Below are 23,789 nucleotides of genomic sequence, written 5' to 3'. Positions count from 1 at the left end.
ATCACCGTCCACATGGGCGGGCCGAAGGGACCCGGAATGAGTTCTGTCGTCATAGCCGTCGCGGGGGTCGTCGTCCTCCTCGTCCTCGTCGCCCTGGTCGTCGTCAGCCGGTACAAGGTCGCCGGGCCCAGCGAGGCGTTCATCGTCACGGGGCGGCGCGGCAAGAAGGCCACCGACCCGGAGACCGGGCGGATCTTCACCGACAACAGCGGCCAGAAGGTCGTGGTCGGCGGCGGAGTCTTCGTCGTGCCGTTCGTGCAGCAGAAGTTCACCCTCGACCTGTCCTCCCGGCACATCCCCGTCGCCGTGCGCGGCGCGGTCACCCTGCGCGGGGTGAAGGCCAACCTGGAGGGCGTCGCCATCGTCAAGGTCGGCGGCAGCGAGGACTCCATTCGGGCCGCCGCCCAGCGGTTCCTCATGCAGCAGGACGGCATCGTCGGCTTCACCCAGGAGGTGCTGTCCGGCGCCCTGCGCGCGATCGTGGGCCGGATGGCGGTCGAGGACATCATCCGCGACCGGGCCGCCTTCGCCGGGCAGGTCGCCGAGGAGGCCGAGGCCAGCCTGTCGGGACAGGGCCTCGTCCTGGACGCCTTCCAGATCCAGGACATCACCACCGAGGGCTCCTACCTGGAGGACCTCGGCCGGCCCGAGGCCGCCCGGGCCAAGCAGGAGGCCGACATCGCCGAGGCGGTCGCCCGCCGGGCCGCCGAGCAGGCCCGGCTGAAGGCCGAGGAGGAGATCGCCGTCGCCCAGCGCACGTTCTCCCTGAAGCAGGCGGAGATCAAGGCGGAGACCGACGAGGCCACGGCCCGTGCCGCCGCGGCCGGGCCCCTCGCCGAGGCGGCCCGGCAGCAGGAGATCCTCACCCAGCAGGAGAAGGTCGCCGAACGGCAGGCCGCGCTGACCGACCGCCAGCTCGACACCCAGGTCCGCAAGCCCGCCGACGCCCAGCGCTACGCGGCCGAGCAGGAGGCCGAGGCCCGGCGCGTGGCCCGGGTCAAGCAGGCCGAGGCCGAGCGGCTGGCCCAGATCGCCGCGGCCCAGGCGGAGGCCGAGCGGGCCCGGCTCACCGGCGAGGGCGAGAAGCAGCGCCGCAGCGCGCTGGCCGAGGCCCAGGCCGTGGAGGGCCTCAAGCAGGGCGAGGCCGAGCGGTCCCGGCGCGCGGCGATCGCGGAGGCCGTCCGGCTGGAGGGCGAGGCAGAGGCCGCGGCGACCGGCGCCAAGGGTGCGGCGGAGGCCGAGGCGATGCGCAAGAAGGCCGACGCGTTCGCGCAGTACGGCGACGCGGCCGTCCTGCAGATGCTGGTGGAGGTGCTGCCGCAGGTGGTCGCGAAGGCGTCCGAACCGCTCGCCGCCGTGGACAAGATGACCGTCATCTCCACGGACGGGGCGAGCCAGTTGACGCGCACGGTCGCCGACAACGTGGCGCAGGGCATCGAACTGCTCGGCTCCACCACCGGGGTCGACCTGGCCGAACTGCTCCAGGGCGTCACCCGGAGGGTCAACGGCGGCGCCCAGGCCGTCACCGGCTGACCCGCGACCCCGTCGGGAGTGGACCGAGGCGCCGTTCCCCGCCCGCACGCCGGGCGGGGCGGCGCCTCCCGTCCGGCCCCGGACCCGCCCCCTGGCAGAACACGTGAACGATCACCGTCCGTTGACGTGCGCTAGGATTCCGTCACGAGCCTCGTGCTCCGCTGAGCGCCACCGCGCCCCGTCGCCCGGCCGCTCGTTCGCATCGTCGCAAGGTGGTCGCCCGGTCCCGGGCCGGCTGATGAGGGAGCGTGACATGGGTCGTGTGATGCGCGTACGCGTCCACAACGCCGCCCGTGACGGCGTTCCCGATACCGACCGGGCCGTGTGACCCGCTCTTCCTCGGCCGAGGCGCGCACCCCGGCGGCGACCGCCGCGGCGATCCGCCCGCCCCGCTGAACGGCACGGCCCGAACGCCCCCGCGACGCCCCGGACCTGCCCGGCCGGTCCGTGCCCGGCCGGTCCCGGCTCCGCGTCCCGGACGCCGCCCCCGGCCCCGTCACCACCGTCGCCCGGCACACCCCACCGCTCGCCCAACGCTCACCCACGCCCACCGGCCGCAGCCCCGGTCACGCCACCGGCCCCGCGGCCGCCGCCGCCGCAGCCGCACCGCGGTGGGGTGCGCGACGCCCGGCCCCGCGCCCGGCCGTCGCCACCCGCCCCGGCACAGACGCCGCAGACCCGATCACGGAGGTCAGACGCCCGTGCACGACACCACCGCCCTGCTCATCGAACTCGGGGCCATCATCCTCGCCCTGGGCCTGCTCGGGCGCCTCGCCGGACGCGTGGGCCTCTCGCCCATACCCCTGTACCTGCTGGCCGGACTCGCCTTCGGTCAGGGCGGCATCCTGCCGTTGCAGGCCAGCGAGGAGTTCGTCGCCACCGGCGCCGAGATCGGCGTCATCCTCCTGCTGCTCCTGCTCGGCCTGGAGTACAGCGCCTCCGAGCTCGTCACGACCCTGAAGACGCAATACCCCTCCGGAGCCGTCGACTTCGTCCTCAACGCCGCCCCGGGAGCCGCCATGGCGTTCCTGCTGGGCTGGGGACCGGTGGCCGCCGTCGCCCTGGCCGGGGTCACCTGGATCTCCTCCTCCGGCGTCATCGCCAAGGTGCTCGGCGACCTGCGCCGGCTCGGCAACCGCGAGACACCCGTCGTCCTCGGCGTGCTGGTCCTGGAAGACCTGGCCATGGCGGTCTACCTGCCGATCCTCACCGCCCTGCTGGCCGGGGTGAGCCTGGCGGGCGGCGCCGTCACCCTGCTCATCTCGCTCGGCACCGTGGGCGCCGTCCTCTACGTGGCGCTGCGTCACGGTCGCCTGGTCAGCCGCGCGGTCTCCTCCGACAACGCCGAGATGCTCCTGCTGGTCGTGCTGGGACTGACCCTCCTCGTGGCGGGCCTCGCCCAGCAGTTGCAGGTCTCCGCCGCCGTCGGCGCGTTCCTGGTCGGCATCGCGCTGTCCGGCGAGGTCGCCGAGGGCGCCAGCAGCCTCCTCACCCCGCTGCGGGACCTGTTCGCCGCGGTGTTCTTCGTCTTCTTCGGCCTGCACACCGACCCCGGCGCCATTCCGCCCGTGCTGGCGCCGGCCCTCGCGCTGGCCGTCGTCACCACCCTGACGAAGATCGCCACCGGCTACTGGGCCGCCCGCCGGGCGGGCGTCTCGGCGCGGGGCCGCTGGCGGGCGGGCGGCACCCTCGTCGCGCGCGGCGAGTTCTCCATCGTCATCGCCGGGCTCGCCGTCGGCGCGGAGCCCCGCGTCGGTCCCCTGGCCACCGCCTACGTCCTGATCCTGGTGATCCTCGGTCCGCTCGCGGCCCGCTGGACCGAACCCCTCGCCCTGCGCCTGACCCACCGCCCCGCCCCGGCCCCCGGGACGGCAGTCCCGGACACGACGGCCGGACCGGACCGGGCCCTTGACCCGACCCCCGGGCCCGCCGGACGCACCGGACCCCCCGGACCCCCTGAAGGGGACGCCACCGCCGGGCGTCGGTCCGGGCCCGGTCAGGAGGTCGTCCATGCGCACCGCTGACACCGGGCGGCAGGAACTCGCCGGGACCGCCGAGGTCTTCCTCGACGGTTTCGAGGAGATCCTGCGGGACGCCTGCGCCACGGGCCGGCGCCTGACCCGCGACGAGATCGAGTCGCGCCGCGCCCTTGGTGCCCGGGCGGCCGAGGCCGGGCACGGCTGGCGGGCGCTGGTGCGCGCCCACCTCGCCGTCGGCCGGGCCTGCCGTCCCCCGGCCGCCGACCCGGACAGCGTCCTCGCCGTCGTCGAGCAGGCGGTGGACGCCTTCGCCGACGGCTACGAACGCGCGCAGCGCATCGTCGTGCGCAAGGAGGAGGCCGCCCGGCGGGAGTTCATCGACGACCTGCTGCACGGGCGGGGCGACCCGGGCCAACTGGCCGCGCGCTCCGAGCGGTTCGGGCTGCGCCTGTCCCGCGCCCACGCGGTCGCCGTGGCCGAGGCACCGGAGCCCTGCGACGAGACCGACCCCGTCGCCCGGCAGATCGCGGGCGAGCTGTTCGCCCGGTTCGAGAACCGCCGCATCCTGTTCACCACCAAGGACGGGCGCATGGTGTGCATCGCCCCCGGCGACCAGGAGGACGTCCTCACGCACTTCGCCCGGCTCGTGCACGCCGTCACCGGGGCCGGTCAGGTCGCCCTGGGGCGGCCGCGCAAGGGCGCGGTCGGCATCGGGCACAGCTACGAGGAAGCCCTCAACGCCCTCGACGTCGCGCAGCGCATGGGCTTCGACGACCCGCTGCTGCGCGCCGCCGACCTGCTGGTCTTCCCCGTCCTGGCCCGGGACCGGCAGGCCCTGATGGACCTCGTCCAGCACACGCTCGGGCCGCTGGAGCGGGCCCGCGGCGGGGCGAGGCCGCTGCTCGACACCCTCAGCGCGTACTTCGACTCCGGGTGCGTGGCCGCGGCGGCCGCCCGGCAGCTGTCGCTGAGTGTGCGCGCGCTGACCTACCGGCTGGAGCGCATCCACAGCCTGACCGGCAACGACGCCACCGACCCCGACCACCGCTACGCCCTTCAGACGGCCGTCCTCGGCGCCCGGCTGCTCGACTGGCCGGCCAGGGAGCTGTGGAGCGGGGCGGTCCCCGAGTCGTGACGGAGCGAACGGAGCGAACAGAGGGAACGGACCGGGGGCCCGGGTCGCCGTGCCGCCGCCGGGCTCCGGGACGGCCGGGCCATCCGGTTCGACCGGGCCATCGAGGTCGGCCGGTTCGGCTGGTTCGGCCGTTTCCGGCGAACCGCCGTCCTGGCACTCTGGCGAGCACCCGCGAACCGTCCGCCCACGCCCGGCGGACGGGCGGAGGGACAATTCCCGTGCAGGAGCACCGGAAGGGAGTACCGGCATGATCGAGTGGAAGCCGCTGGGAGCCGGAGCCAGACCCGTGCCGCAGCCCGTGGCCACCCCGCTGGTCTGGGTCGGGGCGGGCGTCGGGGCCCTGCTGCTGGTGGCGCTGCTGAACACGGTGGCCGGGCCGGGCCGTGCGGACCTCGCGCTGGCCGCGCTGTCCCTGCTCGCCGCGGTGCTGGGCCTGTGCGCCCGGTTCACGGCCGCCCCGGGGACGGCCGTCCTGTGCTGGCTGTTCCTCAACGGGTTCGCCATCCCGCCCGCCGGTGTCCTCACCTGGACCGGGCACCGGGACACCTCCTGGCTGGTCTGCCTGTGCACCGCCGCCCTCGTCGGCACCGGCCTGGCCCGGCTCGTGCACGCCCGGGCCGCCTACCGCCGCCTCGCCCCCGCCCGCCCCGGGCCCGGCGTCCGGGATGCGGACGGGCCGTACGACGCCTGAGACCGCCGGGGGCCGCCCGGGGCCGCGGCCGGGCGGCGGGGGGCCGCGCGGCGGTCCGTCCAGGGCGCACCCGAGCGCGGGAGCGCAGGCCACCGCCCCGTAAAGTGCCTCGGAGTCGTCCCCGAGCCCCGAGGTACCGAGCCGTGACCCGCGAACGCCCCGCCGACCCCGCCGCGCCGGCCGCCGTGACCGTCGTCGGGATCGGCGCCGACGGCTGGGCGGGACTCCCGGACGGCTCCCGAGCCGTGCTGCGCGACGCCGAGGTCCTCCTCGGCGGCCCGCGCCAGCTGGACCTGCTGCCGTCCGAGTGCGCCGGTGAACGCGTCGCCTGGCCCTCGCCCCTGCGCCCGGCCGTCCCCGGCCTGCTCGCCGCGCACGCCGGCCGCAGGATCGCCGCACTGGCCAGCGGGGACCCCATGTTCCACGGCATCGGACGCACCCTCACCGAAGTGCACGGGCCCGTCCGCGTGCTGCCGCACCCTTCCTCGGTGTCCCACGCCTGCGCCCGGCTCGGCTGGCCCGTCGAGGACACCGAGGTCGTCACCCTGGTGGGCCGCCCGGCCGCCCGGCTCGCCGCCGCCCTGCACCAGGGGCGGCGGATCCTCGTCCTGAGCGCCGGCGCTCACACCCCCGCCGAGGTCGCCGCCCTCCTGCGGGACCGCGGCTACGGGCCCAGCCGCCTGCGGGTCCTGGAGCAACTCGGCGGACCGGGGGAGCGGGTGGGCGACGCCGTCACCGCCGACGGCTTCTCCCTGGCGCCCGGCGACCCCCTCAACGTCGTCGCCGTGGAGTGCCGCCGCGCTCCGCACGCCCCGCGCCTGGGCGCCGCACCGGGCCTGCCGGACGAGGCGTACGAGCACGACGGGCAGCTCACCAAGCGGCACGTGCGGGCCGTCACCCTGGGCGTCCTCGCCCCGGCCCCCGGAGAACTGCTCTGGGACGTCGGCGGCGGGTCCGGGTCCATCGCCGTCGAGTGGATGCGCACTCACCCCTCCTGCCGGGCGGTCAGCGTCGAACGGGACCCGGTGCGGGCCGCGCGCATCGGGCGCAACGCCGAGCGCCTCGGCGTGCCCGCCCTGCGCGTCGTCACCGGCGCCGCCCCGGAGGCCCTGGCCGAACTGCCGCCGCCGGACGCGGTGTTCATCGGCGGCGGGCTCACGGCGCCCGGACTCCTCGACTCCTGCTGGGCGGCTCTGCCCGCAGGCGGGCGGCTCGTCGCCAACACCGTGACGCTGGAGTCGGAGGCGCTGCTCGCCGACGCCCGCCGGCGTCACGGCGGTGAGCTGGTGCGGCTCGCCGTGTCCCACGCGGTGCCGGTGGGCGGCTTCACCGGGTGGCGGCAGGCGATGCCGGTGACCCAGTGGGCCGTGCGCAAGGACGCGTAGGAACCCTCCGATCCTCCCAGGAGCAGACAGATGACCGTGTACTTCATCGGTGCCGGCCCCGGCGCCGCCGACCTCATCACGGTGCGCGGCGCCCGGACGCTGGCCGCCTGCCGGGTCTGCCTGTACGCGGGCAGCCTGGTGCCGCGCGAACTGCTGGCCGAGTGCCCGCCCGGCGCGCGCCTGGTGGACACCGCGCGGCTCGACCTGGACCAGATCACCGCCGAACTGGTGCGCGCCCACGAGGAGGGCCACGACGTGGCCCGGCTGCACTCCGGGGACCCGTCGGTGTTCAGCGCGGTCGCCGAGCAGATGCGGCGGCTGGACGCGGCCGGGGTGCCCTACGAGGTGGTGCCCGGCGTGCCCGCCTTCGCCGCCGCGGCGGCCGCGCTGAAGCGGGAGCTGACGGTGCCGACCGTCGGCCAGACCGTCATCCTCACCCGGATCGCCCAGCAGGCCACCGCCATGCCCGAGGGCGAGGACCTCGCCACCCTCGGCCGCAGCGGCGCGCTCATCGTGCTGCACCTGGCCGCCCGGTACGTGGACCGCGTCGTGGCGGAACTGCTCCCGCACTACGGCGCCGACTGCCCCGCCGCCGTCGTCGCCTACGCCTCCCGCCCCGAGGAGCTGGTCCTGCGCGGCACGCTCGACGAGATCGCCGGGCAGGTGAAGGAGGCCGGGGTGCTGCGCACGGCGGTCATCATGGTCGGCCGCACGCTGGGCGCGGAGCACTTCCGCGACAGCCACCTGTACTCCCCGGAACGCGACCGCCACGCCTGCTGAGGCACCGGCCGCCCCGGTTCCGGCCGCCCCGGTTCCGGCCGGGGTTCAGGGCCGGCCGGGACCCGGGCCGGCCACCTCGCTGCGTCCCACCACCGTGCCGGCCCGGTCGATGCAGATGACGTCCACCGCCACGGGTGCGCCGCGCAGGACGGCCAGTGCCTCGTCGCGGGCCGTCGTCGCGACCAGGTCGCCCAACGGGACCCCGGCCGCGAGGCACAACTGGAGTGCGGCGAGGCCGGTGTTGGCGTCGGCGACCTGGGCGGCCAGCGCCTCGTCCGCCCCTCCCTCGCGGGCCAGCGACGCCAGGAAGCCCTTGTCGACCTGGGAGCGGGCCGAGTGCAGGTCCAGGTGGCCCGCCGCCAGCTTGGACAGCTTGGCGAAGCCGCCGCAGATGGTGAGGTGGTCCACGGGGTGGCGGCGGACGTACTTCAGCACGGCGCCCGCGAAGTCGCCCATGTCCAGCAGCGCGTCCAGGGGCAGCCCGTACTCGGCGACGACCGTCTTCTCCGAGGTCGAGCCCGTGCAGCCCGCCACATGGGTACGGCCCGCCGCCCGGGCCACGTCCACCCCGCGCCGGATCGAGTCGATCCACGCCGAGCAGGAGTACGGCACGACGATCCCGGTCGTGCCGAGGATGGAGAGCCCGCCCAGGATGCCCAGCCGGGGGTTCCAGGTGGAGCGGGCGATCTCCTCGCCGTGGTCGACGGAGAGCGTGATCTCCACGTCCCCGGTGCCGCCGTGCCGCCCGGCGACCTCCGCGACGTGGTCGCGCATCATCCGGCGCGGCACCGGGTTCACGGCCGGTTCACCGACGTCCAGCGGCAGGCCCGGACGGGTGACCGTGCCCACCCCGGGGCCCGCCCGGAAGACCACCCCGGACCCCTCGGGCAGCAACCGCACGGTCGCCCGCACCAGCGCGCCGTGCGTGACGTCCGGGTCGTCACCGGCGTCCTTCACGATCCCCGCCATCGCCGACGCGCCGGTCAGCTCCTCCGCGGCGAGCGCGAACGCCGGGGTCTGCCCCTTCGGCAGGGTGATCGTCACCGGGTCGGGAAACTCACCGGTGAGCAGGGCGGTGTAGGCGGCCGTCGTCGCGGCGGTCGCGCAGGCACCGGTCGTCCAGCCGGGCCGCAGACCGGTGTGCTTGAGTTGGGCGCTGCGACCGCCCTCGGCCTCGCTGGTCACGGCTGGCTCTTCGGAAGGGACCGGACTGTCGTGCACGTACTCATCCTCGGCGGGACCACGGAGGCCCGCCGCCTCGCCGAGCTCCTGGCGGCCGGGGCGCCGCCCGGCACGCGGGTGACGAACTCCCTGGCCGGGCGGGTCGCCACGCCCCGGCTGCCGCCCGGCGAGGTGCGGGTGGGCGGCTTCGGCGGTACGGAGGGGCTCGCAGCCTGGCTGCGCGAGCATGAGGTGGACGCGCTCATCGACGCCACGCATCCTTTCGCCGGGACGATCAGTTTCCACGCGGCGCGGGCCGCCGCCACCGCCCATGTTCCCCTGCTCGCGCTCCGGCGTCCCGGCTGGGTCCCCGCGCCGGGCGACGACTGGCACGAGGCCGGCTCCCTCCAGGAGGCCGCGGCGCTGCTGCCCGCGCTGGGCCGGCGGGTGTTCCTCACCACCGGCCGGATGGGCCTGGCCGCCTTCGCCGGCCTCGACGGCCCGTGGTTCCTCGTACGGTCCGTCGACCCGCCCACCCCGCCACATCCGCCCCGCATGGAGGTGCTGCTCGACCGCGGGCCGTTCACCCTGGACGGCGAACGCGAGCTGCTGCGCCGGCACCGCATCGACGTGCTGGTGACGAAGGACAGCGGGGGCACGGCCACGGCCCCGAAACTGACCGCGGCGCGGGAGGCGGGCGTGCCCGTGGTGGTGGTGCGCAGACCCCCGGCCCCCGAGGACGTCCCGGTGGCCACGGACGCCCCCGAGGCAGCGGCCTGGATCACCCGCCTGGCCGCACAGCACGGCCCGACCCACTAGCCGCCCCGACGCCTGCCGGGCCTGCCGAGCCCGGCTCGGCCACGCGACCGCGTCTCCGCCCGGGCGCATGGGACCACAGCCCGGCCGATGGCACGGCCGGGACGGCGCGGGGGCGGGCCCGCGCCGTCCCGGCACGGTCCGGTCAGTCCTCCGGGTAGCGGCGCGGCGTCCAGGCGATCTCCTCGCCGCCGCCCCGGCGCACCACCCGGGTCTGGGTGGAGCCGACCAGCAGGATCGTGCGCATGTCGACCTCCTCCGGGACGAGTTCGCCGAGCCGGACGACGCGGACCTGCTCGCCGGGGCCGCCGACGTCCCGGGCCACGACGACCGGCGTCTGCGCGTCCCGGTACTCCAGCAGCAGGTCGCGCGCCTTGCCCACCTGCCAGGTGCGGCTGCGCGAGCCCGGGTTGTACAGGGCCAGCACCAGGTCCGCCGAGGCTGCCGCGCGCAGCCGCTCGGCGATGACCTCCCAGGGCTTGAGCCGGTCGGACAGGGAGATCGTGGCGTAGTCGTGGCCGAGCGGCGCCCCGGCCCGGGCCGCGGCGGCGTTCGCCGCGGTCACCCCGGGCAGCACCCGCACCGGCACGTCCGCGTACTCCTTCTGCGACGCGACCTCCAGCACGGCCGTCGCCATCGCGAAGACCCCCGGGTCGCCACCGGAGACCACGGCCACCCGCCGCCCCCGCTGCGCGAGCTGCAACGCGAACTCGGCGCGCTCGGACTCGACCCGGTTGTCGGAGCCGTGCCGCCGCTGCCCGGCCCGCACCGGCACCCGGTCGAGGTAGGTGGTGTAGCCGACGAGGTCGTCGGCGGCGGCGAGCGCGCCCCGCGACTCCGGTGTCAGCCACAGCGGCCCGGCGGGCCCGGTGCCCACCACCACGACCTCGCCCCGCTCCCGCACGACGGGCTCGGCGTCGACCTGGCTCGGCAGCACCGCGACCGCGAAGTACGGCACCGACTCCGGGTCCACGTCCGCCAGTTCGGCCAGCCGCTCCCCGGCCATCGTGGCCCGCTCGACGTAGCGCGTCTGCTCCAGGCGCCCCGAACTCTCCAGTGCCCGCCGGACCTTGGGGAAGGTGCGGCCGAGCTTCATCACCACCGCCACGTCCGTCGCGGCGAGCCGGGCCGTCAGCTCCTCCTCGGGCAGCGTGCCCGGCAGGATCGTCAGCACCTCCTCGCCCTCGGCCAGTGGCGTGCCCAGCCGGGCCGCGGCGGCGGACACCGAGGTGACACCGGGGATCACCTCGGTGTCGTAACGGTCCACGAGCCGCTTGTGCATGTGCATGTAGGAGCCGTAGAACAGCGGGTCGCCCTCGGCGAGGACGGCGACCGTGCGCCCGGCGTCGAGATGCGCCGCGAGCCGCTCGGACGCCTCCGCGTAGAAGTCGTCCATGGCGCCCTGGTAGCCGCCCGGGTGGTCGGTCGTCTCGGTGGTGACCGGGTAGACCAGCTTCTCCTCGATGTGGTCGGCACGGATGTGCCGCGCCGCGATCGAGCGGGCGATGGACCGCCCGTGCCGGGCGCTGTGATACGCGATCACGTCCGCCTCGGCGATGACCTCGACGGCCCGTACGGTCATCAGGGACGGGTCACCGGGGCCGAGCCCCACCCCGTACAGCTTCCCGCTCACTCTTCCTCACTCGCGATCGCGTTGAGCGCGGCGGCGGCGATGGCGCTGCCTCCGCGACGGCCCCGGACGACCAGGTGCTCCAGGCCGGAGGGGTGTGCGGCCAGGGCGTCCTTGGACTCGGCGGCCCCGATGAACCCGACCGGGACACCGATGACCGCGGCGGGCCGGGGCGCCCCCGCGTCGATCATCTCCAGCAGCCGGAACAGCGCGGTGGGCGCGTTGCCCACGGCGACGACCGAGCCCTCCAGCCGGTCCCGCCACAGCTCCATCGCGGCGGCGCTGCGCGTCGTGTCGAGCTTCGCGGCCAGTTCGGGGACCGACGGGTCGGACAGGGTGCACAGCACCTCGTTGTCGGCGGGCAGCCGCTTGCGGGTCACACCGCTGGCCACCATCTGCACGTCGCAGAGGATCGGCGCCCCGGCGCGCAGCGCCTCCCGGGCCCGGGCCACCACTGCCGGCGAGTAGGCCAGGTCCCGCACCAGGTCGACCATGCCGCAGGCGTGGATCATCCGGACCGCGACCTGGCCGACGTCGGCGGGCAGTCCCGCGAGGTCCGACTCCGCGCGGATGGTGGCGAAGGACCGGCGGTAGATGGCCGCCCCGTCCTTCTCGTAGTCGTACGTGGTCACGGTGGTGTTCTCGCTGCTCTCGGTCGTCGGCCTACGGCTCATGGGGTGATCGCCGCCAGGGCGGTGGCGAGGTCGGACGGGTCGTCCAGGGAGGCGGTGCGCGCCGGGCGGCCGGGGGTGACGGCGGACAGCTCGTAGCCACCGCCGGGCGCGGCCACCACGTCGATCCGGCGGCCCGGGGGGTGCCCGCACCGGCGTTCGCAGCCCGACCAGTACAGAGGGAGGGCGGAGCGGCCGGCGGCGGCCAGCGTGCGCGCCGCGTCGGCCCGTACGTCCGCCCGGGACTTGGCGCACCCGGGCCGGCCGATGCACGCCCCCACGCGCAGCCAGGGCGAGCCGGGCTCGGTGACCAGGCCGGTGGCGGACAGGCGGGGGAGCGCGGCGGCCGCGTCGCCCGGTGCGGGGACGGGCACGACGACACCGCGCCAGGGCGTCAGCCGCAGCTCCCCCTCGGCGACCTCCGTCAACTCCCGCCACTGCACGGCCGTGAGACGGCCGAGGGGGACATGCACGGACACGGCGGACCCGACGACCCCCGGCGACGGCGGCCCCGCGGTTTCGGCTACCCCTGGCGACGGCGGTCCCGCGGTTTCGGCTGCCCCTGGCGACGGCGGCCCCGCGGTTTCGGCTACCCCGGGCGACGACAGCCCAGCGGCTTCGGCTACCCCCGGCGACGGCGGCCCCGCCGTTTCGGCTACCCCGGGCGACGGCGGTCCCGCGGTCTCGGTGAGCTCCGGGACGCCGTCCCGGAAGGCGATGCCCGCCCCGGCCAGCCGGTCGCGAACCGCACGCAACAACACACCCGGCCCACCGGGCAGTTCGTCCACCCGCCACACCCGGGCCCCGCTCTCGCGCACGAGGTCGACGAACGCCTCCGCCGCGAGCAGCGCGGCCCGCGCCGCGTCGTCCCCGGACACGTACAGCACGTCGTCGCCCGAACCCGGCGCGAGCAGCGCCCCGCCGCCTGGCACCGCCCGCACGGTCACGTCGGCCCCGAGCCCGGCCACGTCCCCGCGCCCGTCGTCCAGCGCGAACAGGAAACGGCCCGACAGGGCGGTCGCGGACGCGCTCGCGCACAGGGCCGCGTCCAGCTCCGTCAGCCAGGACCGCACGTCCCGCAGGCCCCGCCCGTCCAGGCCCGACAGCGGTGAGGCGACGACGTTGCGCACCCGTTCGTGCGCGGGGGACGGCAGCAGCCCGGCCGCGTCCAGCAGCCCGGCCAGCTCCGCGCCGCACGACTCCCGCAGGCCCCGCAGCTGCACGTTGCCGCGCGAGGTGAGATGCAACTCCCCGTCGCCCAGCCGTCCGGCCGCCTCCGCCAGGGTCCCGGCCTGCGCGACGGTGAGCACACCGCCGGGGATCCGGACCCGGGCCAGCGCCCCGTCGTCCGCCGCGTGCAGCCGCAGCGTCCCCGGGCATGCGTCACCACGGGCCCGTGAGGCCGCTGTGGCCTGGGGCGATGGACGAGGGGCAGCCGTGGACATGGCGGCGAGCATACCGACCATCACACCGGCTGTACGCTCTGCCCTTTTCCCTCGCCCCTTACTATGCTCGTCGGCGGATCATCAGGTCCGTCACCACCGCCACCACGGCGACCAGGGGAGGAAGCCCGGTGTGAATCCGGCGCGGTCCCGCCACTGTGAACCCGGCCACAACCCGGGCAAGTCAGGAACTCCCTTCCCCCGGCTCCCCCCTCCGCAGGAGCCGGGACCTCACACCACCACCCGGGGCGCGGACACCCCGAGGAAGGCCGACGCCGCATGATCCTCCTGCTGTCGACGTCCGACACCGACCTGCTCAGCGCCCGAGCGGCGAACGGCCCGGTGCCCTACCGCTTCGCGAACCCCGCCCGGCTGCCCCTGGAGGACCTGCCCGGCCTCCTCGACGGCGTCGACCTGGTCGTCGTCCGCCTCCTCGGCGGCGTCCGCGCCTGGCAGGACGGCCTCGACCTGCTCCTCGCCGACGGCCGCCCGGTGGTCGTCCTCACCGGTGAACAGGCCCCGGACGCCCAGCTGATGGCCGCCTCCACGGTCCCCGTCGGCATCGCCGCCGAGGCGCACGCCTACCTCGCGCACGGCGGCCCGGCCAACCTGGAGCAGCTCGCCCGCTTCCTGTCCGACACGGTCCTGCTGACCGGCCACGGCTTCGAGGCCCCGGCGGCGGCGCCGACCTGGGGCCCGCTGGAGCGCGATGCCCGCACGTTCGACGGCCCCACGGTCGCCGTGCTCTACTACCGCGCCCACCACATGAGCGGCAACACCGCGTTCGTCGGCGCCCTGTGCGAGGCGATCGAGGACGCGGGCGGCCGGGCCCTGCCGCTGTACGTGGCGTCCCTGCGGGCCCCCGAGCCCGAACTGGTCGACGCGCTGCGCTCCGCCGACGCCATCGTCACCACCGTCCTCGCCGCCGGCGGCACCAAGCCGGCCGCCGCCTCCGCGGGCGGGGACGACGAGTCGTGGGACGCGGGGGCGCTCGCCGCCCTGGACGTGCCGATCCTCCAGGCCCTGTGCCTCACCGGCTCGCGCGCCGCCTGGGAGGAGAACGACGAGGGCGTCTCCCCGCTCGACGCGGCCACCCAGATCGCCGTCCCCGAGTTCGACGGCCGCCTCATCACCGTCCCGTTCTCCTTCAAGGAGATCGACGCCGACGGCCTGCCCGCCTACGTGCCCGACCCGGAGCGCGCCGCCCGCGTCGCCGGCATCGCCGTACGCCACGCCCGGCTGCGGCACATCCCGGCCGCGGACAAGCGCCTGGCGCTGGTGCTGTCCGCCTACCCGACCAAGCACTCCCGCATCGGCAACGCGGTGGGCCTGGACACCCCCGCCAGTGCCGTCGCGCTGCTGCGCCGGCTGAGGGCGGAGGGCTACGACTTCGGCGACGCCGACATCCCCGGCCTGGTCTCCGGCGACGGCGACGAGCTGATCCGCGCGCTCATCGAGGCCGGCGGCCACGACCAGGAGTGGCTCACCGAGGAGCAGCTCGCCCGCAACCCGATCCGCATCCCCGCCGCCGACTACCGCCGCTGGTTCGCCACGCTGCCGAAGGAGCTGCGCACGGCGGTGGAGGAGCACTGGGGCCCGGCGCCCGGCGAGATGTTCGTCGACCGCAGCCGCAACCCCGAGGGCGACATCGTCCTGGCCGCACTGCGGTTCGGGAACCTGCTCGTCCTCATCCAGCCGCCGCGCGGCTTCGGCGAGAACCCCATCGCCATCTACCACGACCCGGACCTGCCGCCCTCGCACCACTACCTCGCCGCCTACCGCTGGATCGCGGCCCGCGCCGAGGACGGCGGCTTCGGCGCCGACGCGATGATCCACCTCGGCAAGCACGGCAACCTGGAGTGGCTGCCGGGCAAGAACGCCGGCCTGTCCGCCGCCTGCGGCCCCGACGCGGCCCTCGGCGACCTGCCGCTGATCTACCCGTTCCTGGTCAACGACCCCGGCGAGGGCACCCAGGCCAAGCGCCGCGTGCACGCCACCCTCGTCGACCACCTGGTGCCGCCCATGGCCCGCGCCGACTCCTACGGCGACATCGCCCGCCTGGAGCAACTCCTCGACGAGTACGCCCAGATCTCCGCGATGGACCCGGCCAAGCTGCCGGCGATCCGCGCCCAGATCTGGACCCTCATCCAGGCCGCCCGCCTCGACCACGACCTCGGCCTGGAGGACCGCCCGGACGACGACGGCTTCGACGACTTCCTGCTGCACGTCGACGGCTGGCTGTGCGAGGTCAAGGACGCCCAGATCCGCGACGGCCTGCACGTGCTGGGCAACCCGCCCGCCGGCGCCGACCGCGTCAACCTCGTCCTGGCCATCCTGCGCGCCCGCCAGATCTGGGGCGGCACCACCGCCCTGCCCGGTCTGCGCGAGGCCCTCGGCCTGGACGAGTCCGCAGCGACCCGCACCACCGCCGACCAGGCGGAGGAGCAGGCCCGCGCCCTGGTCCAGGCCATGGAGGACGCGGACTGGGACCCGGCCGCCGTACCCGCGGTCGTGGCGGCCGGAGTCGACGCCGGACGCGCCGAACAGGTGGCGGCCATCCTGCGGTTCGCGGCCGGCGAGGTCGTCCCGCGCCTGTCGGCCACCACCGGCGAGATCGACCACGCCGTGCACGCCCTGAACGGCGGTTTCGTCCCGGCGGGCCCGTCCGGCTCGCCGCTGCGCGGCCTGGTCAACGTGCTGCCGACCGGCCGCAACTTCTACTCCGTCGACCCCAAGGCCGTCCCCTCCCGCCTCGCCTGGGAGACCGGCCAGGCCCTCGCCGACTCCCTCCTGGAGCGCTACCGCACCGACAACGGCGAGTGGCCCACGTCCGTCGGCCTGTCCCTGTGGGGCACCAGCGCGATGCGCACCGCCGGCGACGACGTGGCCGAGGCGCTCGCCCTGCTCGGCGTGCGCCCCGTCTGGGACGACGCCTCCCGCCGCGTCACGGGCCTGGAGGCCGTGCCGTACGAGGAGCTGGGCCGCCCGCGCATCGACGTCACGCTGCGCATCTCCGGCTTCTTCCGCGACGCGTTCCCGCACACCGTCGGCCTGCTGGACGACGCGGTGCGGCTGGCCGCGTCGCTGGACGAGCCGGCCGAGGCCAACCACGTGCGCGCACACGTCCAGGCCGACCTCGCGGACCACGGCGACGAACGCCGCGCCACCACCCGCATCTTCGGCTCCCGCCCCGGCACCTACGGCGCGGGCCTGCTGCAGCTGATCGACTCCCGCGACTGGCGCACCGACGCCGACCTCGCCGAGGTGTACACCGTCTGGGGCGGCTACGCCTACGGCCGGGAACTGGACGGCCGTCCGGCCCGGGAGGAGATGGAGACGGCGTACAAGCGGATCGCGGTCGCGGCGAAGAACACCGACACCCGCGAGCACGACATCGCCGACTCCGACGACTACTTCCAGTACCACGGCGGCATGGTCGCCACGGTCCGCGCGCTGCGCGGCACGGCGCCCGAGGCGTACATCGGCGACTCCACGCGGCCGGAGACGGTCCGCACCCGCACCCTCGTCGAGGAGACCTCGCGCGTCTTCCGCGCGCGGGTCGTCAACCCCAAGTGGATCGAGGCGATGCGCCGCCACGGCTACAAGGGCGCCTTCGAACTCGCCGCCACGGTCGACTACCTCTTCGGCTACGACGCCACGACCGGCGTGGTCGCCGACTGGATGTACGACAAGCTCACCGAGGCGTACGTCCTGGACCCGGCCAACCGCGAGTTCCTCCAGCAGGCCAACCCCTGGGCGCTGCACGGCATCGCCGAGCGGCTGCTGGAGGCGGAGTCGCGCGGCATGTGGGAGAAGCCGGACCCGGCGGTGCTGGAGGCGCTGCGGCAGGTGTACCTGGAGACCGAGGGCAACCTGGAGGACGAGGACTGAACCGGCCCGTCCGCCGGTCCCGCCGACGGTGGGGGCGGCCGCCGGCACGCACCGGCGGCCCGGCCACCCCACTCCACCCCACTCCACTCCAGGTCAGCCGCCGATCTGCCCACGGCGCGCCGGGCTGAGCGGGGGGCGTCGCGCCGCCTCCCCCCGCCGTCCCCGTCGGCCACGCGGCCGCTCGCCCGCGCCGCTAGCCCGCGCTGTGCGTCCGCGCTGCGCGTCCGTGCACGTCAGCGCACCGCCTGCACCGCATAGAGCGCGCCGACGGACGCGGCGAGGGTGCCGAGCAACAGCCTCAGGAACCGCTCGGGCAGGAGGGGCTGGAGGCGGGCGCCGAGGTAGCCGCCGGTCAGACCGCCCAGGCCGCAGGCGCACCCGAGCAGCCAGTCGGGCGCGATGTCCTCACCTCCGGTCAGCGACAGCACGGCGTACGTGCCGGCACCCACCAGCGAGGTCACGAAGGTCGCGGCGAGCGCGGCCGGGGCGACCCGGGCCACGGGCATGCCCCGGCCGACCAGCAGCGGCCCGAGCAGGGAACCGCCGCCGATGCCGTACACGCCGCCGACCACGCCGACCGCCACGGCCACCGCGCTCACCGACCGGCCGGACGGTTCCGCGGGCCCGCGCCGGCGGGCCGGGCGCAGCGTACGCACGACGAGCCACAGCCCGAGGGGGAGCAGCAGCACGGCGACCAGGGCCCGGAAGACGACCGGGCCGGGCAGCGCGAAGACGCGGACGAGCGCGCCGAGGACCACCCCGGGCACGGTCCCCGCGACGAGCCGCCGGGTGAGCGGACCGCCGAGCACCCCGTCCCGGCGGTAGCGCAGCAGCGCACCGGGACCGGCGACGACGTTGTACAGCAGGTTCGTCGGCGTGACCGACGGGCTGGGCACGGCGAGCACGCTGAGCTGCACGGGCAGCAGGAACACCGCCCCGGAGACCCCGACGGGTGCGGTGACCAGCGAGATCACCACGCCCGCCGCGAACCCCAACGCTCCGCTTCCCCACTCCACCGCGCCTCCTTCACCGCCCGGGCGGCCCGGACCGTTCGAGCCCGGCCCCTCGGCCACCCGGCCCCTCGGCCACCCGGCCACCCCGCCAGTATCCGGCCGCGGCGCAGGGCGGCCGGGCCGGACTCGTCGTTCCCGGCGTGGGGGACGACCTCCGCGGAGACGGCCGCACGGTGCCGAGCATCACCTGTCGAGCCGGTGACCTCATCCGTACTTATGGCGCTGATAGGGACTGAGTCACTGCCTTGACCGGTGACTCGCGGCGTGTCACAGTCGGGGCGTGGCACCGGTCGTGCGCAGGACGGCCGGGGAGAGGCGGATTCCCTCAGTCGGCGGGCGCGACGGGTGCCCCGGGGCAGACCACCTGTTCGACAGGTGACGTACCGCTCGGCACCCCGCGCCCGCACGACCGGTCACGCACTCGGCAGCACCCGAAGGGAGCTCACGCTCATGGATCAGCTCGGCACCGGGACGGACACCCGCACCAGCACCTTCCGCACCCCCGGCATCCCCCGCCCACCGGATGTCGCCGCGGCGGCCCGCCGCGCCCGGTTCGGCGCGCTGCCCGCCCGGATCAGGCCCGAGGACCTGGTCGAGGAGAGGCCCGCCGCCCCGAACGACCCGGCCCGGTACGGCTCGGATCCCGAGGGGTCCTGGCGGGTGTTCGCCTGCCTCGCGGCCGACCTCGGCCTGTGAACCCTCGCCTTGCCACCGGCGACGCTCACCGGCCAGGATGGTGATGTGAATCTCGATCATGTCTTCGTGTGCGGGAACCCGGCCCTCGACTTCGCGGCCACGCTCCGGGCGCGCCGGACGGTGCGGTTCGAGATGTTCGCGACGCCGGACCGGCTGAACGCCTGGTACGTGGAGTCCGGCGTCGTCGACGCGGTCTCCCCGTGCCGCGAGGCGGACGTGGAGGACGCGAAAGCCGTGCGCGAGGCCGTGTACCGGCTGGTCACGGCCCGCCGGCTCGGCGAGGAGTACGAGAAGACGGCGCTGACCGTCCTGAACAACGCGGCACGCAGGCCACCCGCCGTCCCCCAGCTCACCCCGGCGGGCCGGTGGACGCAGGCGACGCCCGAGGAGGCCCTGTCGACGGTGGCCCGGCTCGCCGTCGAGCTGCTGAGCGGCGAGGACGTGCCGCTGCTGAAGGAGTGCGGCAATCCCGAGTGCACCCGCGTCTACCTCGACCGCTCACGCGGGATGCGCCGGCAGTGGTGCGGGATGGACTCGTGCGGCAACAAGATCAAGGCGGCGGCGTACCGCGCGCGCAAGAAGACAGCCGCGGCCCACTGACGGACCCGTCCGGTCCGTCCGTGACCGCGGCTGCCGGGTCGTGCGGGGGGCGGCCGGTGTCCGGCCTGCGCCCGCCCGCGGACCCCGGGTCTGCGGGGCGCTGCGTCAGCCGCCCACGTACCAGCTGAATCCACCGTTGTTGGCGGCGACGGCCAGCAGGATCAGCCACAGGACGACGTCGACGACACCGAGGATGATGCCGGCCTTCGCCATGCCGGCGCCGTTCTTGACCGACGCCTGGCGGCGGGCGACGGCACCGAAGACGATGGCCAGCGGGCCCAGGATGATGTTCAGGAAGAACAGGCCGATGATGCCGCAGCACAGGCTCGCGATGGCCAGGCCGTTGGTGCGCGATCCGGACGCGGCAGAGGAACCGCCGTAAGTCGCCATTGGATACTCCCAGTTGTCGGTTGCACGGACCGAACGGGCCGCACTCTCCTCACTCTTGACGACATCCGAATGCCCCTGTGTGACGGTCCCATGTCCATGGATCCGCAACTGTGAAGCTCCTGCGGAGTGACGCTCGGGGCGGCGGCTCACTGACCGCCCGTGAGCTCACCGCTCAGCGAGCGGTGCATCCGGGCACTGGCCTCGTTCAGGCCGGTGATCTCGACCGCCTTGCCGCGCTGGGCGTACTTGGTCTCGACGGCGTCCAGTGCCGCCACCGACGAGGCGTCCCAGATGTGCGCGGCGGACAGGTCGATGACGACCCGGTCGGGATCGGTGGCGTACCGGAAGCGGCCGACGAGGTCGTTGGAGGAGGCGAAGAACAGCTCACCGGTGACGCGGTAGACGACGGATCCGCCGTCGGGGTCGGTGACCGCCGTGACGTCGGCGAACCGGGCGACGCGCCGGGCGAAGACGACCATCGCGGTCACCGAGCCGACGACGACCCCGATGGCGAGGTTGTGCGTCGCGACCACGCACACCACGGTGACGGCCATCACCGCGATCTCCCCGGCCGGCATCCGCCGCAGCGTCCTCGGCGCGACGGAGTGCCAGTCGAACGTCCCCACCGACACCATCACCATCACGGCGACGAGTGCGGCCATCGGGATGTCGGAGACCACCGGCCCGAAGACGACGCAGAGCACCATCAGGAACGCCCCGGCCAGGAACGTCGACAGCCGCGTCCGCGCGCCGGACACCCGCACGTTGATCATCGTCTGGCCGATCATGGCGCACCCGCCCATGCCGCCGAACAGACCGGTGACGATGTTGGCCACGCCCTGCCCGACGGACTCGCGGGTCTTGGAGGAGCGCGTGTCGGTGATGTCGTCGACCAGCTTGGCCGTCATCAGCGACTCCATCAGCCCCACCAGGGCCATGGCGAGCGCGTAGGGCGCGACGGTCCTGAGCGTGTCCAGCGTGAACGGCACGTCCGGCAGCCCGGGCACCGGGAGCGAGGACGGCAGCTCACCCCGGTCGCCCACGGTCGGCACGGCGATGCCCGCGGCGACGGTGAGGACCGTGAGGACGACGATCGACACCAGCGGCGCCGGCACCACGCGTGTGACTCTCGGGAAGAGGATCAGCAGCGCCAGCCCCGCGGCGATCAGCGGATAGACCGGCCAGGGCACGTCCGTCATCTCCGGCACCTGCGCCATGAAGATCAGAACGGCGAGGGAGTTGACGAACCCGACCATCACGCTGCGCGGCACGAACCGCATCAGCTTCGCCACGCCCAGCGCGCCGAGCACGATCTGCAGGACGCCGGCCAGGATGACCGCGGCGACGAGATGGCCGAAGCCGTGCTCCCGGTTGAGCGGGGCGATCACCAGCGCGACGGCGCCGGTGGCCGCCGAGATCATCGCGGGCCGGCCGCCGACGACCGCGATCGTCACGGCCATCGTGAACGAGGCGAACAGCCCGACGGCCGGGTCGACCCCGGCGATGACCGAGAAGGAGATCGCCTCCGGGATCAGTGCCAGGGCGACCACCAGCCCGGCCAGCACCTCGGTGCGCAGCACCTTCGGGTCGGACAGCCAGGACGGACGCCGCAGGCCGCGCAGCCGACCGGTCGGGGAGAGGGCGGGAAAGGACAAGACGAAGGACACCTGTCGTGCTCGGGCACCCGGCATCGGGACGGGCGCGCGGAGGAGGGATGCGGCGGACGGCGGCGGCGGGGGCGGGGGCGAAGTCGGCCCCGAGGCAACGCACGGCGGCGGGACGGCGTCCCGCACCATGAGGACCTGAGGACGCGACGGGAACGGACACGGCGGACAGCCGGCGGCCCCGACCGGGGCAACTCTACCCTGACGTTAGGGTAGAGATCGAAGCGGGACCTCCCGGCCCGGGGCCGGCCCGGCGAGAGACGAGGAAGGCACGGCGTGAGCAGCGAGCACATGCGGACCGGCGAGCACTTGCGGACCGGCGAGCAGATGCGGGCCGGCGAGCACTTGCGGACCGGCGAGCAGATGCGGGCCGGTGAGCAGATGCGGACCGGCGAGCACATGCAGATCGGCGAGGTCGCCGCCCGGACCGAGTTGTCGCTGCGCACCATCCGGCACTACGAGGAGACCGGCCTGGTCATCCCGTCGGCGCGGTCCCAGGGCGGATTCCGCCTCTACACCGAGGCCGACGTCGCCCGCCTCATGGTCATCCGCCGCATGAAGCCGCTCGGCTTCACCCTCGACGAGATGCGCGCCCTGCTGGAGGCCACCGACCGCCTCGACTCCGGCGAGGAGCTCGGCCCGCAGGCGCGCGGGGAACTCCTCGACCGCCTCCGCGGCTACGAACAGGCAGCCCGGCGCAGGGTGGAGGACCTGCGCGTCCAGCTGTCCCGGGCCGAGGACTTCGCCGCGACGCTGGCGGAGCGCCTGGCCGCCTCCGCGGGCCACTGACGCCCCCTTCGCCTCGCCGATAGCATGTTCGAGCCCGCGATGGCGCCCCCATCGCCTCCCCTCCACTCGGCGGTCCGCACGGACCGGCCGTCGGATCGACAGCAGGAGCAGCGCGCGTGGTTTCGCGAATAGGCGGCACGGCCTCGTCGGCCCCGTGGCGCCACGGACGCGCGGTGCTCTGGGGCGCGGCGGCCGTGGTGGCGCTTGGTTTCCTCACCGCACTGGAGATCGCCTCCCGCCGCTACGGCGAACCCGGACCGCTCACCACCCAGGTGAGCGCCCTGGTCCTCGCCCCCAAGCCGGGCCCGCTGTACGGCGGCCTGGTGCTGATGATGGTGGTGCTCACCTGGCGGCAGCGGTTCCTGGCGGCCGGCGCGGCGCTCGGCATCGACGCCGTCCTGCTGCTGGTGCGCTGGGCGGCGGGAGCCGAGGCGCCCGACGGCCACTCCGCCGGCACCGGCGCGCTGTGGGTGATGCTGGCCACGGCCTTCGTCGCCGTCACGCGCCGCACCGGCGAGGAGCGCGTCCTGCTCCTGAAGGGCGTGGGGCTGGGCCTGCTGCTGGTCGCCGCCCGCAAGACCGGTGACGCCTGGCTGTTCATCACCGCCAAGACCCGCCCGGCCGTGCTCGACCAGTACGTCGCGACCGCCGACCACGCCCTGGGCAACCCGTCGTGGCTCGCGGGCCGGATCGTCGAGGCGACCCACCCGGTCAGCACGCACGTGCTCCAGCTGATCTACGCCCAGCTCGCCGTGGCGGCCGTCGTCGTCGCCGCCTACCAGCTGCGCCACGTGACCGTCGAGCGCCGTTTCCCGCGCCACCACCTGGTCCGCACCTTCCTGCTCATCGGCCTTCTGGGGCCCGGCGTCTACATGCTCTTCCCGGTCGTCGGACCCGTCTTCGCCTACGGCCCGGGCGCCTCCGGCACGGGCGGCGTCGAGTGGGCCGTGGCCGACCTGTGGCCCCACACGTCACCGCAGCTCACGGCCCCGCTGCCCATGACGTACGACGGGCTCACCCCGCGCAACTGCATGCCCAGCCTGCACACGGCCTGGGCGGTGGCGATCTTCGTCCACACCCGCAGGGCCCCGCGGCTGCTGCGCTACGCCGGCACGTTCTGGCTGGTCACCACGCTCGCCGCGACCCTCGGCTTCGGCTACCACTACGGCGTCGACCTCATCGCCGGTGTCGTCTTCGCCCTCACGGTCGAGGCGGCACTGCGCGCCACGCAGCACGGCTGGGACCGGCGCGGCATCCAGCTGGTCGCCTACGGCACCGCCGTCTTCGTCGCGCTCCTGCTGTCGTACCGCTACCTGCCGATGCAGCTGGCCCGGTACCCGGAGGTGTCCGGACCCCTCCTCGTCCTGGCGATGGTGTCGGTCGTCTACGGCTACCTCCGCACGACCAGGCAGTGGGACCCGGCCCCCGCCCCGGCCCCGCGTCCGGAACCCCAACCGGAACCTGCCTGACGGCCTCCGCACCCCCCCGAGCCCGCACAGCCACCGCCCGGATGCTTCCGCTGG

The 23,789-nt window shown here is 75.1% G+C and carries 19 protein-coding genes and 1 riboswitch; of the genes, 12 read left to right on the top strand and 7 right to left on the bottom strand.

Annotated features, from left to right (window positions below):
• The first annotated feature begins 36 nt into the window (after window positions 1-36).
• The 6 genes from ACH4C6_RS15295 (at window position 37) to cobM (ending at window position 7,503) form a co-directional block, all read left to right on the top strand.
• Window positions 37-1,533, top strand: coding sequence for an SPFH domain-containing protein (locus tag ACH4C6_RS15295; protein ID WP_398109053.1), 1,497 nt, complete (start codon window positions 37-39; stop codon window positions 1,531-1,533).
• Window positions 1,534-2,234: 701 nt separating this feature from the next.
• Window positions 2,235-3,557, top strand: a complete 1,323-nt coding sequence (locus ACH4C6_RS15290) for a cation:proton antiporter (protein ID WP_398109052.1) — start codon at window positions 2,235-2,237, stop codon at window positions 3,555-3,557.
• Complete coding sequence (locus ACH4C6_RS15285; protein WP_398109051.1) at window positions 3,544-4,647, top strand: PucR family transcriptional regulator; 1,104 nt, start codon at window positions 3,544-3,546, stop codon at window positions 4,645-4,647. The genes ACH4C6_RS15290 and ACH4C6_RS15285 overlap by 14 nt, the downstream gene beginning before the upstream one ends.
• 247 nt (window positions 4,648-4,894) lie before the next feature.
• Complete coding sequence (locus tag ACH4C6_RS15280; RefSeq protein ID WP_398109050.1) at window positions 4,895-5,338, top strand: hypothetical protein; 444 nt, start codon at window positions 4,895-4,897, stop codon at window positions 5,336-5,338.
• 143 nt (window positions 5,339-5,481) lie between these two features.
• Window positions 5,482-6,723: a precorrin-6y C5,15-methyltransferase (decarboxylating) subunit CbiE gene (gene cbiE / locus ACH4C6_RS15275; RefSeq protein ID WP_398109049.1), complete on the top strand. Its 1,242-nt coding sequence runs from the start codon at window positions 5,482-5,484 to the stop codon at window positions 6,721-6,723.
• A 30-nt stretch (window positions 6,724-6,753) separates the two neighbouring features.
• Entirely contained in the window at window positions 6,754-7,503 is a 750-nt protein-coding gene (gene cobM / locus ACH4C6_RS15270; protein ID WP_398109048.1) for a precorrin-4 C(11)-methyltransferase, read from the top strand.
• Between the two features lie 45 nt (window positions 7,504-7,548).
• On the opposite strand, the gene ACH4C6_RS15265 is transcribed toward cobM, so the two are convergent.
• Window positions 7,549-8,688, bottom strand: coding sequence for a cobalt-precorrin-5B (C(1))-methyltransferase (locus ACH4C6_RS15265; RefSeq protein WP_398109047.1), 1,140 nt, complete (start codon window positions 8,686-8,688; stop codon window positions 7,549-7,551).
• Between the two features lie 30 nt (window positions 8,689-8,718).
• On the opposite strand from ACH4C6_RS15265, the gene ACH4C6_RS15260 reads away from it, so the two are divergent.
• On the top strand, window positions 8,719-9,483 hold the full coding sequence (locus ACH4C6_RS15260; protein ID WP_398109046.1) for a cobalt-precorrin-6A reductase: 765 nt from the start codon (window positions 8,719-8,721) through the stop codon (window positions 9,481-9,483).
• Between the two features lie 142 nt (window positions 9,484-9,625).
• Here ACH4C6_RS15260 and ACH4C6_RS15255 read toward each other — a convergent pair whose 3' ends face one another.
• Genes ACH4C6_RS15255 through cobG form a run of 3 tightly spaced genes read right to left on the bottom strand, consistent with a single transcriptional unit; the run spans window position 9,626 to window position 13,238 of the window.
• Complete coding sequence (locus ACH4C6_RS15255; protein ID WP_398109045.1) at window positions 9,626-11,113, bottom strand: precorrin-2 C(20)-methyltransferase; 1,488 nt, start codon at window positions 11,111-11,113, stop codon at window positions 9,626-9,628.
• On the bottom strand, window positions 11,110-11,784 hold the full coding sequence (locus ACH4C6_RS15250) for a precorrin-8X methylmutase (protein ID WP_398109044.1): 675 nt from the start codon (window positions 11,782-11,784) through the stop codon (window positions 11,110-11,112). The genes ACH4C6_RS15255 and ACH4C6_RS15250 overlap by 4 nt, the downstream gene beginning before the upstream one ends.
• On the bottom strand, window positions 11,781-13,238 hold the full coding sequence (cobG, locus tag ACH4C6_RS15245) for a precorrin-3B synthase (protein ID WP_398109349.1): 1,458 nt from the start codon (window positions 13,236-13,238) through the stop codon (window positions 11,781-11,783). The genes ACH4C6_RS15250 and cobG overlap by 4 nt, the downstream gene beginning before the upstream one ends.
• A gap of 105 nt (window positions 13,239-13,343) precedes the next feature.
• Window positions 13,344-13,417, top strand: a riboswitch (cobalamin riboswitch).
• Between the two features lie 85 nt (window positions 13,418-13,502).
• Between cobG and cobN the strand changes: the two genes are divergently transcribed.
• Complete coding sequence (cobN, locus tag ACH4C6_RS15240) at window positions 13,503-17,114, top strand: cobaltochelatase subunit CobN (RefSeq protein ID WP_398109043.1); 3,612 nt, start codon at window positions 13,503-13,505, stop codon at window positions 17,112-17,114.
• Between the two features lie 233 nt (window positions 17,115-17,347).
• Here cobN and ACH4C6_RS15235 read toward each other — a convergent pair whose 3' ends face one another.
• Window positions 17,348-18,130 carry a TSUP family transporter gene (locus ACH4C6_RS15235; RefSeq protein WP_398109042.1) on the bottom strand — a complete coding sequence of 261 codons (783 nt, stop codon included), beginning with the start codon at window positions 18,128-18,130 and terminating at the stop codon, window positions 17,348-17,350.
• 447 nt (window positions 18,131-18,577) lie between these two features.
• Here ACH4C6_RS15235 and ACH4C6_RS15230 point away from each other — a divergent pair, with 447 nt between their 5' ends.
• Entirely contained in the window at window positions 18,578-18,823 is a 246-nt protein-coding gene (locus ACH4C6_RS15230; protein ID WP_398109041.1) for a hypothetical protein, read from the top strand.
• Between the two features lie 45 nt (window positions 18,824-18,868).
• Window positions 18,869-19,423 carry a CGNR zinc finger domain-containing protein gene (locus ACH4C6_RS15225; RefSeq protein ID WP_398109040.1) on the top strand — a complete coding sequence of 185 codons (555 nt, stop codon included), beginning with the start codon at window positions 18,869-18,871 and terminating at the stop codon, window positions 19,421-19,423.
• 105 nt (window positions 19,424-19,528) lie between these two features.
• Here the strand turns inward: ACH4C6_RS15225 and ACH4C6_RS15220 are convergent, their stop codons facing one another.
• Together ACH4C6_RS15220 and ACH4C6_RS15215 are read right to left on the bottom strand one after the other, a co-directional pair.
• Complete coding sequence (locus ACH4C6_RS15220) at window positions 19,529-19,813, bottom strand: DUF4190 domain-containing protein (protein WP_398109039.1); 285 nt, start codon at window positions 19,811-19,813, stop codon at window positions 19,529-19,531.
• Between the two features lie 146 nt (window positions 19,814-19,959).
• A complete protein-coding gene (locus ACH4C6_RS15215; RefSeq protein WP_398109038.1) occupies window positions 19,960-21,504 on the bottom strand; it encodes a SulP family inorganic anion transporter in 1,545 nt (514 codons plus the stop codon).
• Between the two features lie 372 nt (window positions 21,505-21,876).
• On the opposite strand from ACH4C6_RS15215, the gene ACH4C6_RS15210 reads away from it, so the two are divergent.
• Both ACH4C6_RS15210 and ACH4C6_RS15205 read left to right on the top strand, forming a co-directional pair.
• Window positions 21,877-22,266, top strand: a complete 390-nt coding sequence (locus tag ACH4C6_RS15210) for a MerR family transcriptional regulator (RefSeq protein ID WP_398109348.1) — start codon at window positions 21,877-21,879, stop codon at window positions 22,264-22,266.
• Window positions 22,267-22,382: 116 nt separating this feature from the next.
• Window positions 22,383-23,735, top strand: coding sequence for a phosphatase PAP2 family protein (locus ACH4C6_RS15205; protein WP_398109037.1), 1,353 nt, complete (start codon window positions 22,383-22,385; stop codon window positions 23,733-23,735).
• Window positions 23,736-23,789 lie beyond the last annotated feature (54 nt).

The sequence above is a fragment of the Streptomyces sp. NPDC017943 genome, assembly GCF_044328425.1.
Classification (GTDB): Bacteria; Actinomycetota; Actinomycetes; order Streptomycetales; family Streptomycetaceae; genus Streptomyces; species Streptomyces djakartensis_A.
The sequence above is the reverse complement of the archived record's forward strand: the minus strand, read 5'-3'. Positions and strand labels throughout refer to the sequence as shown.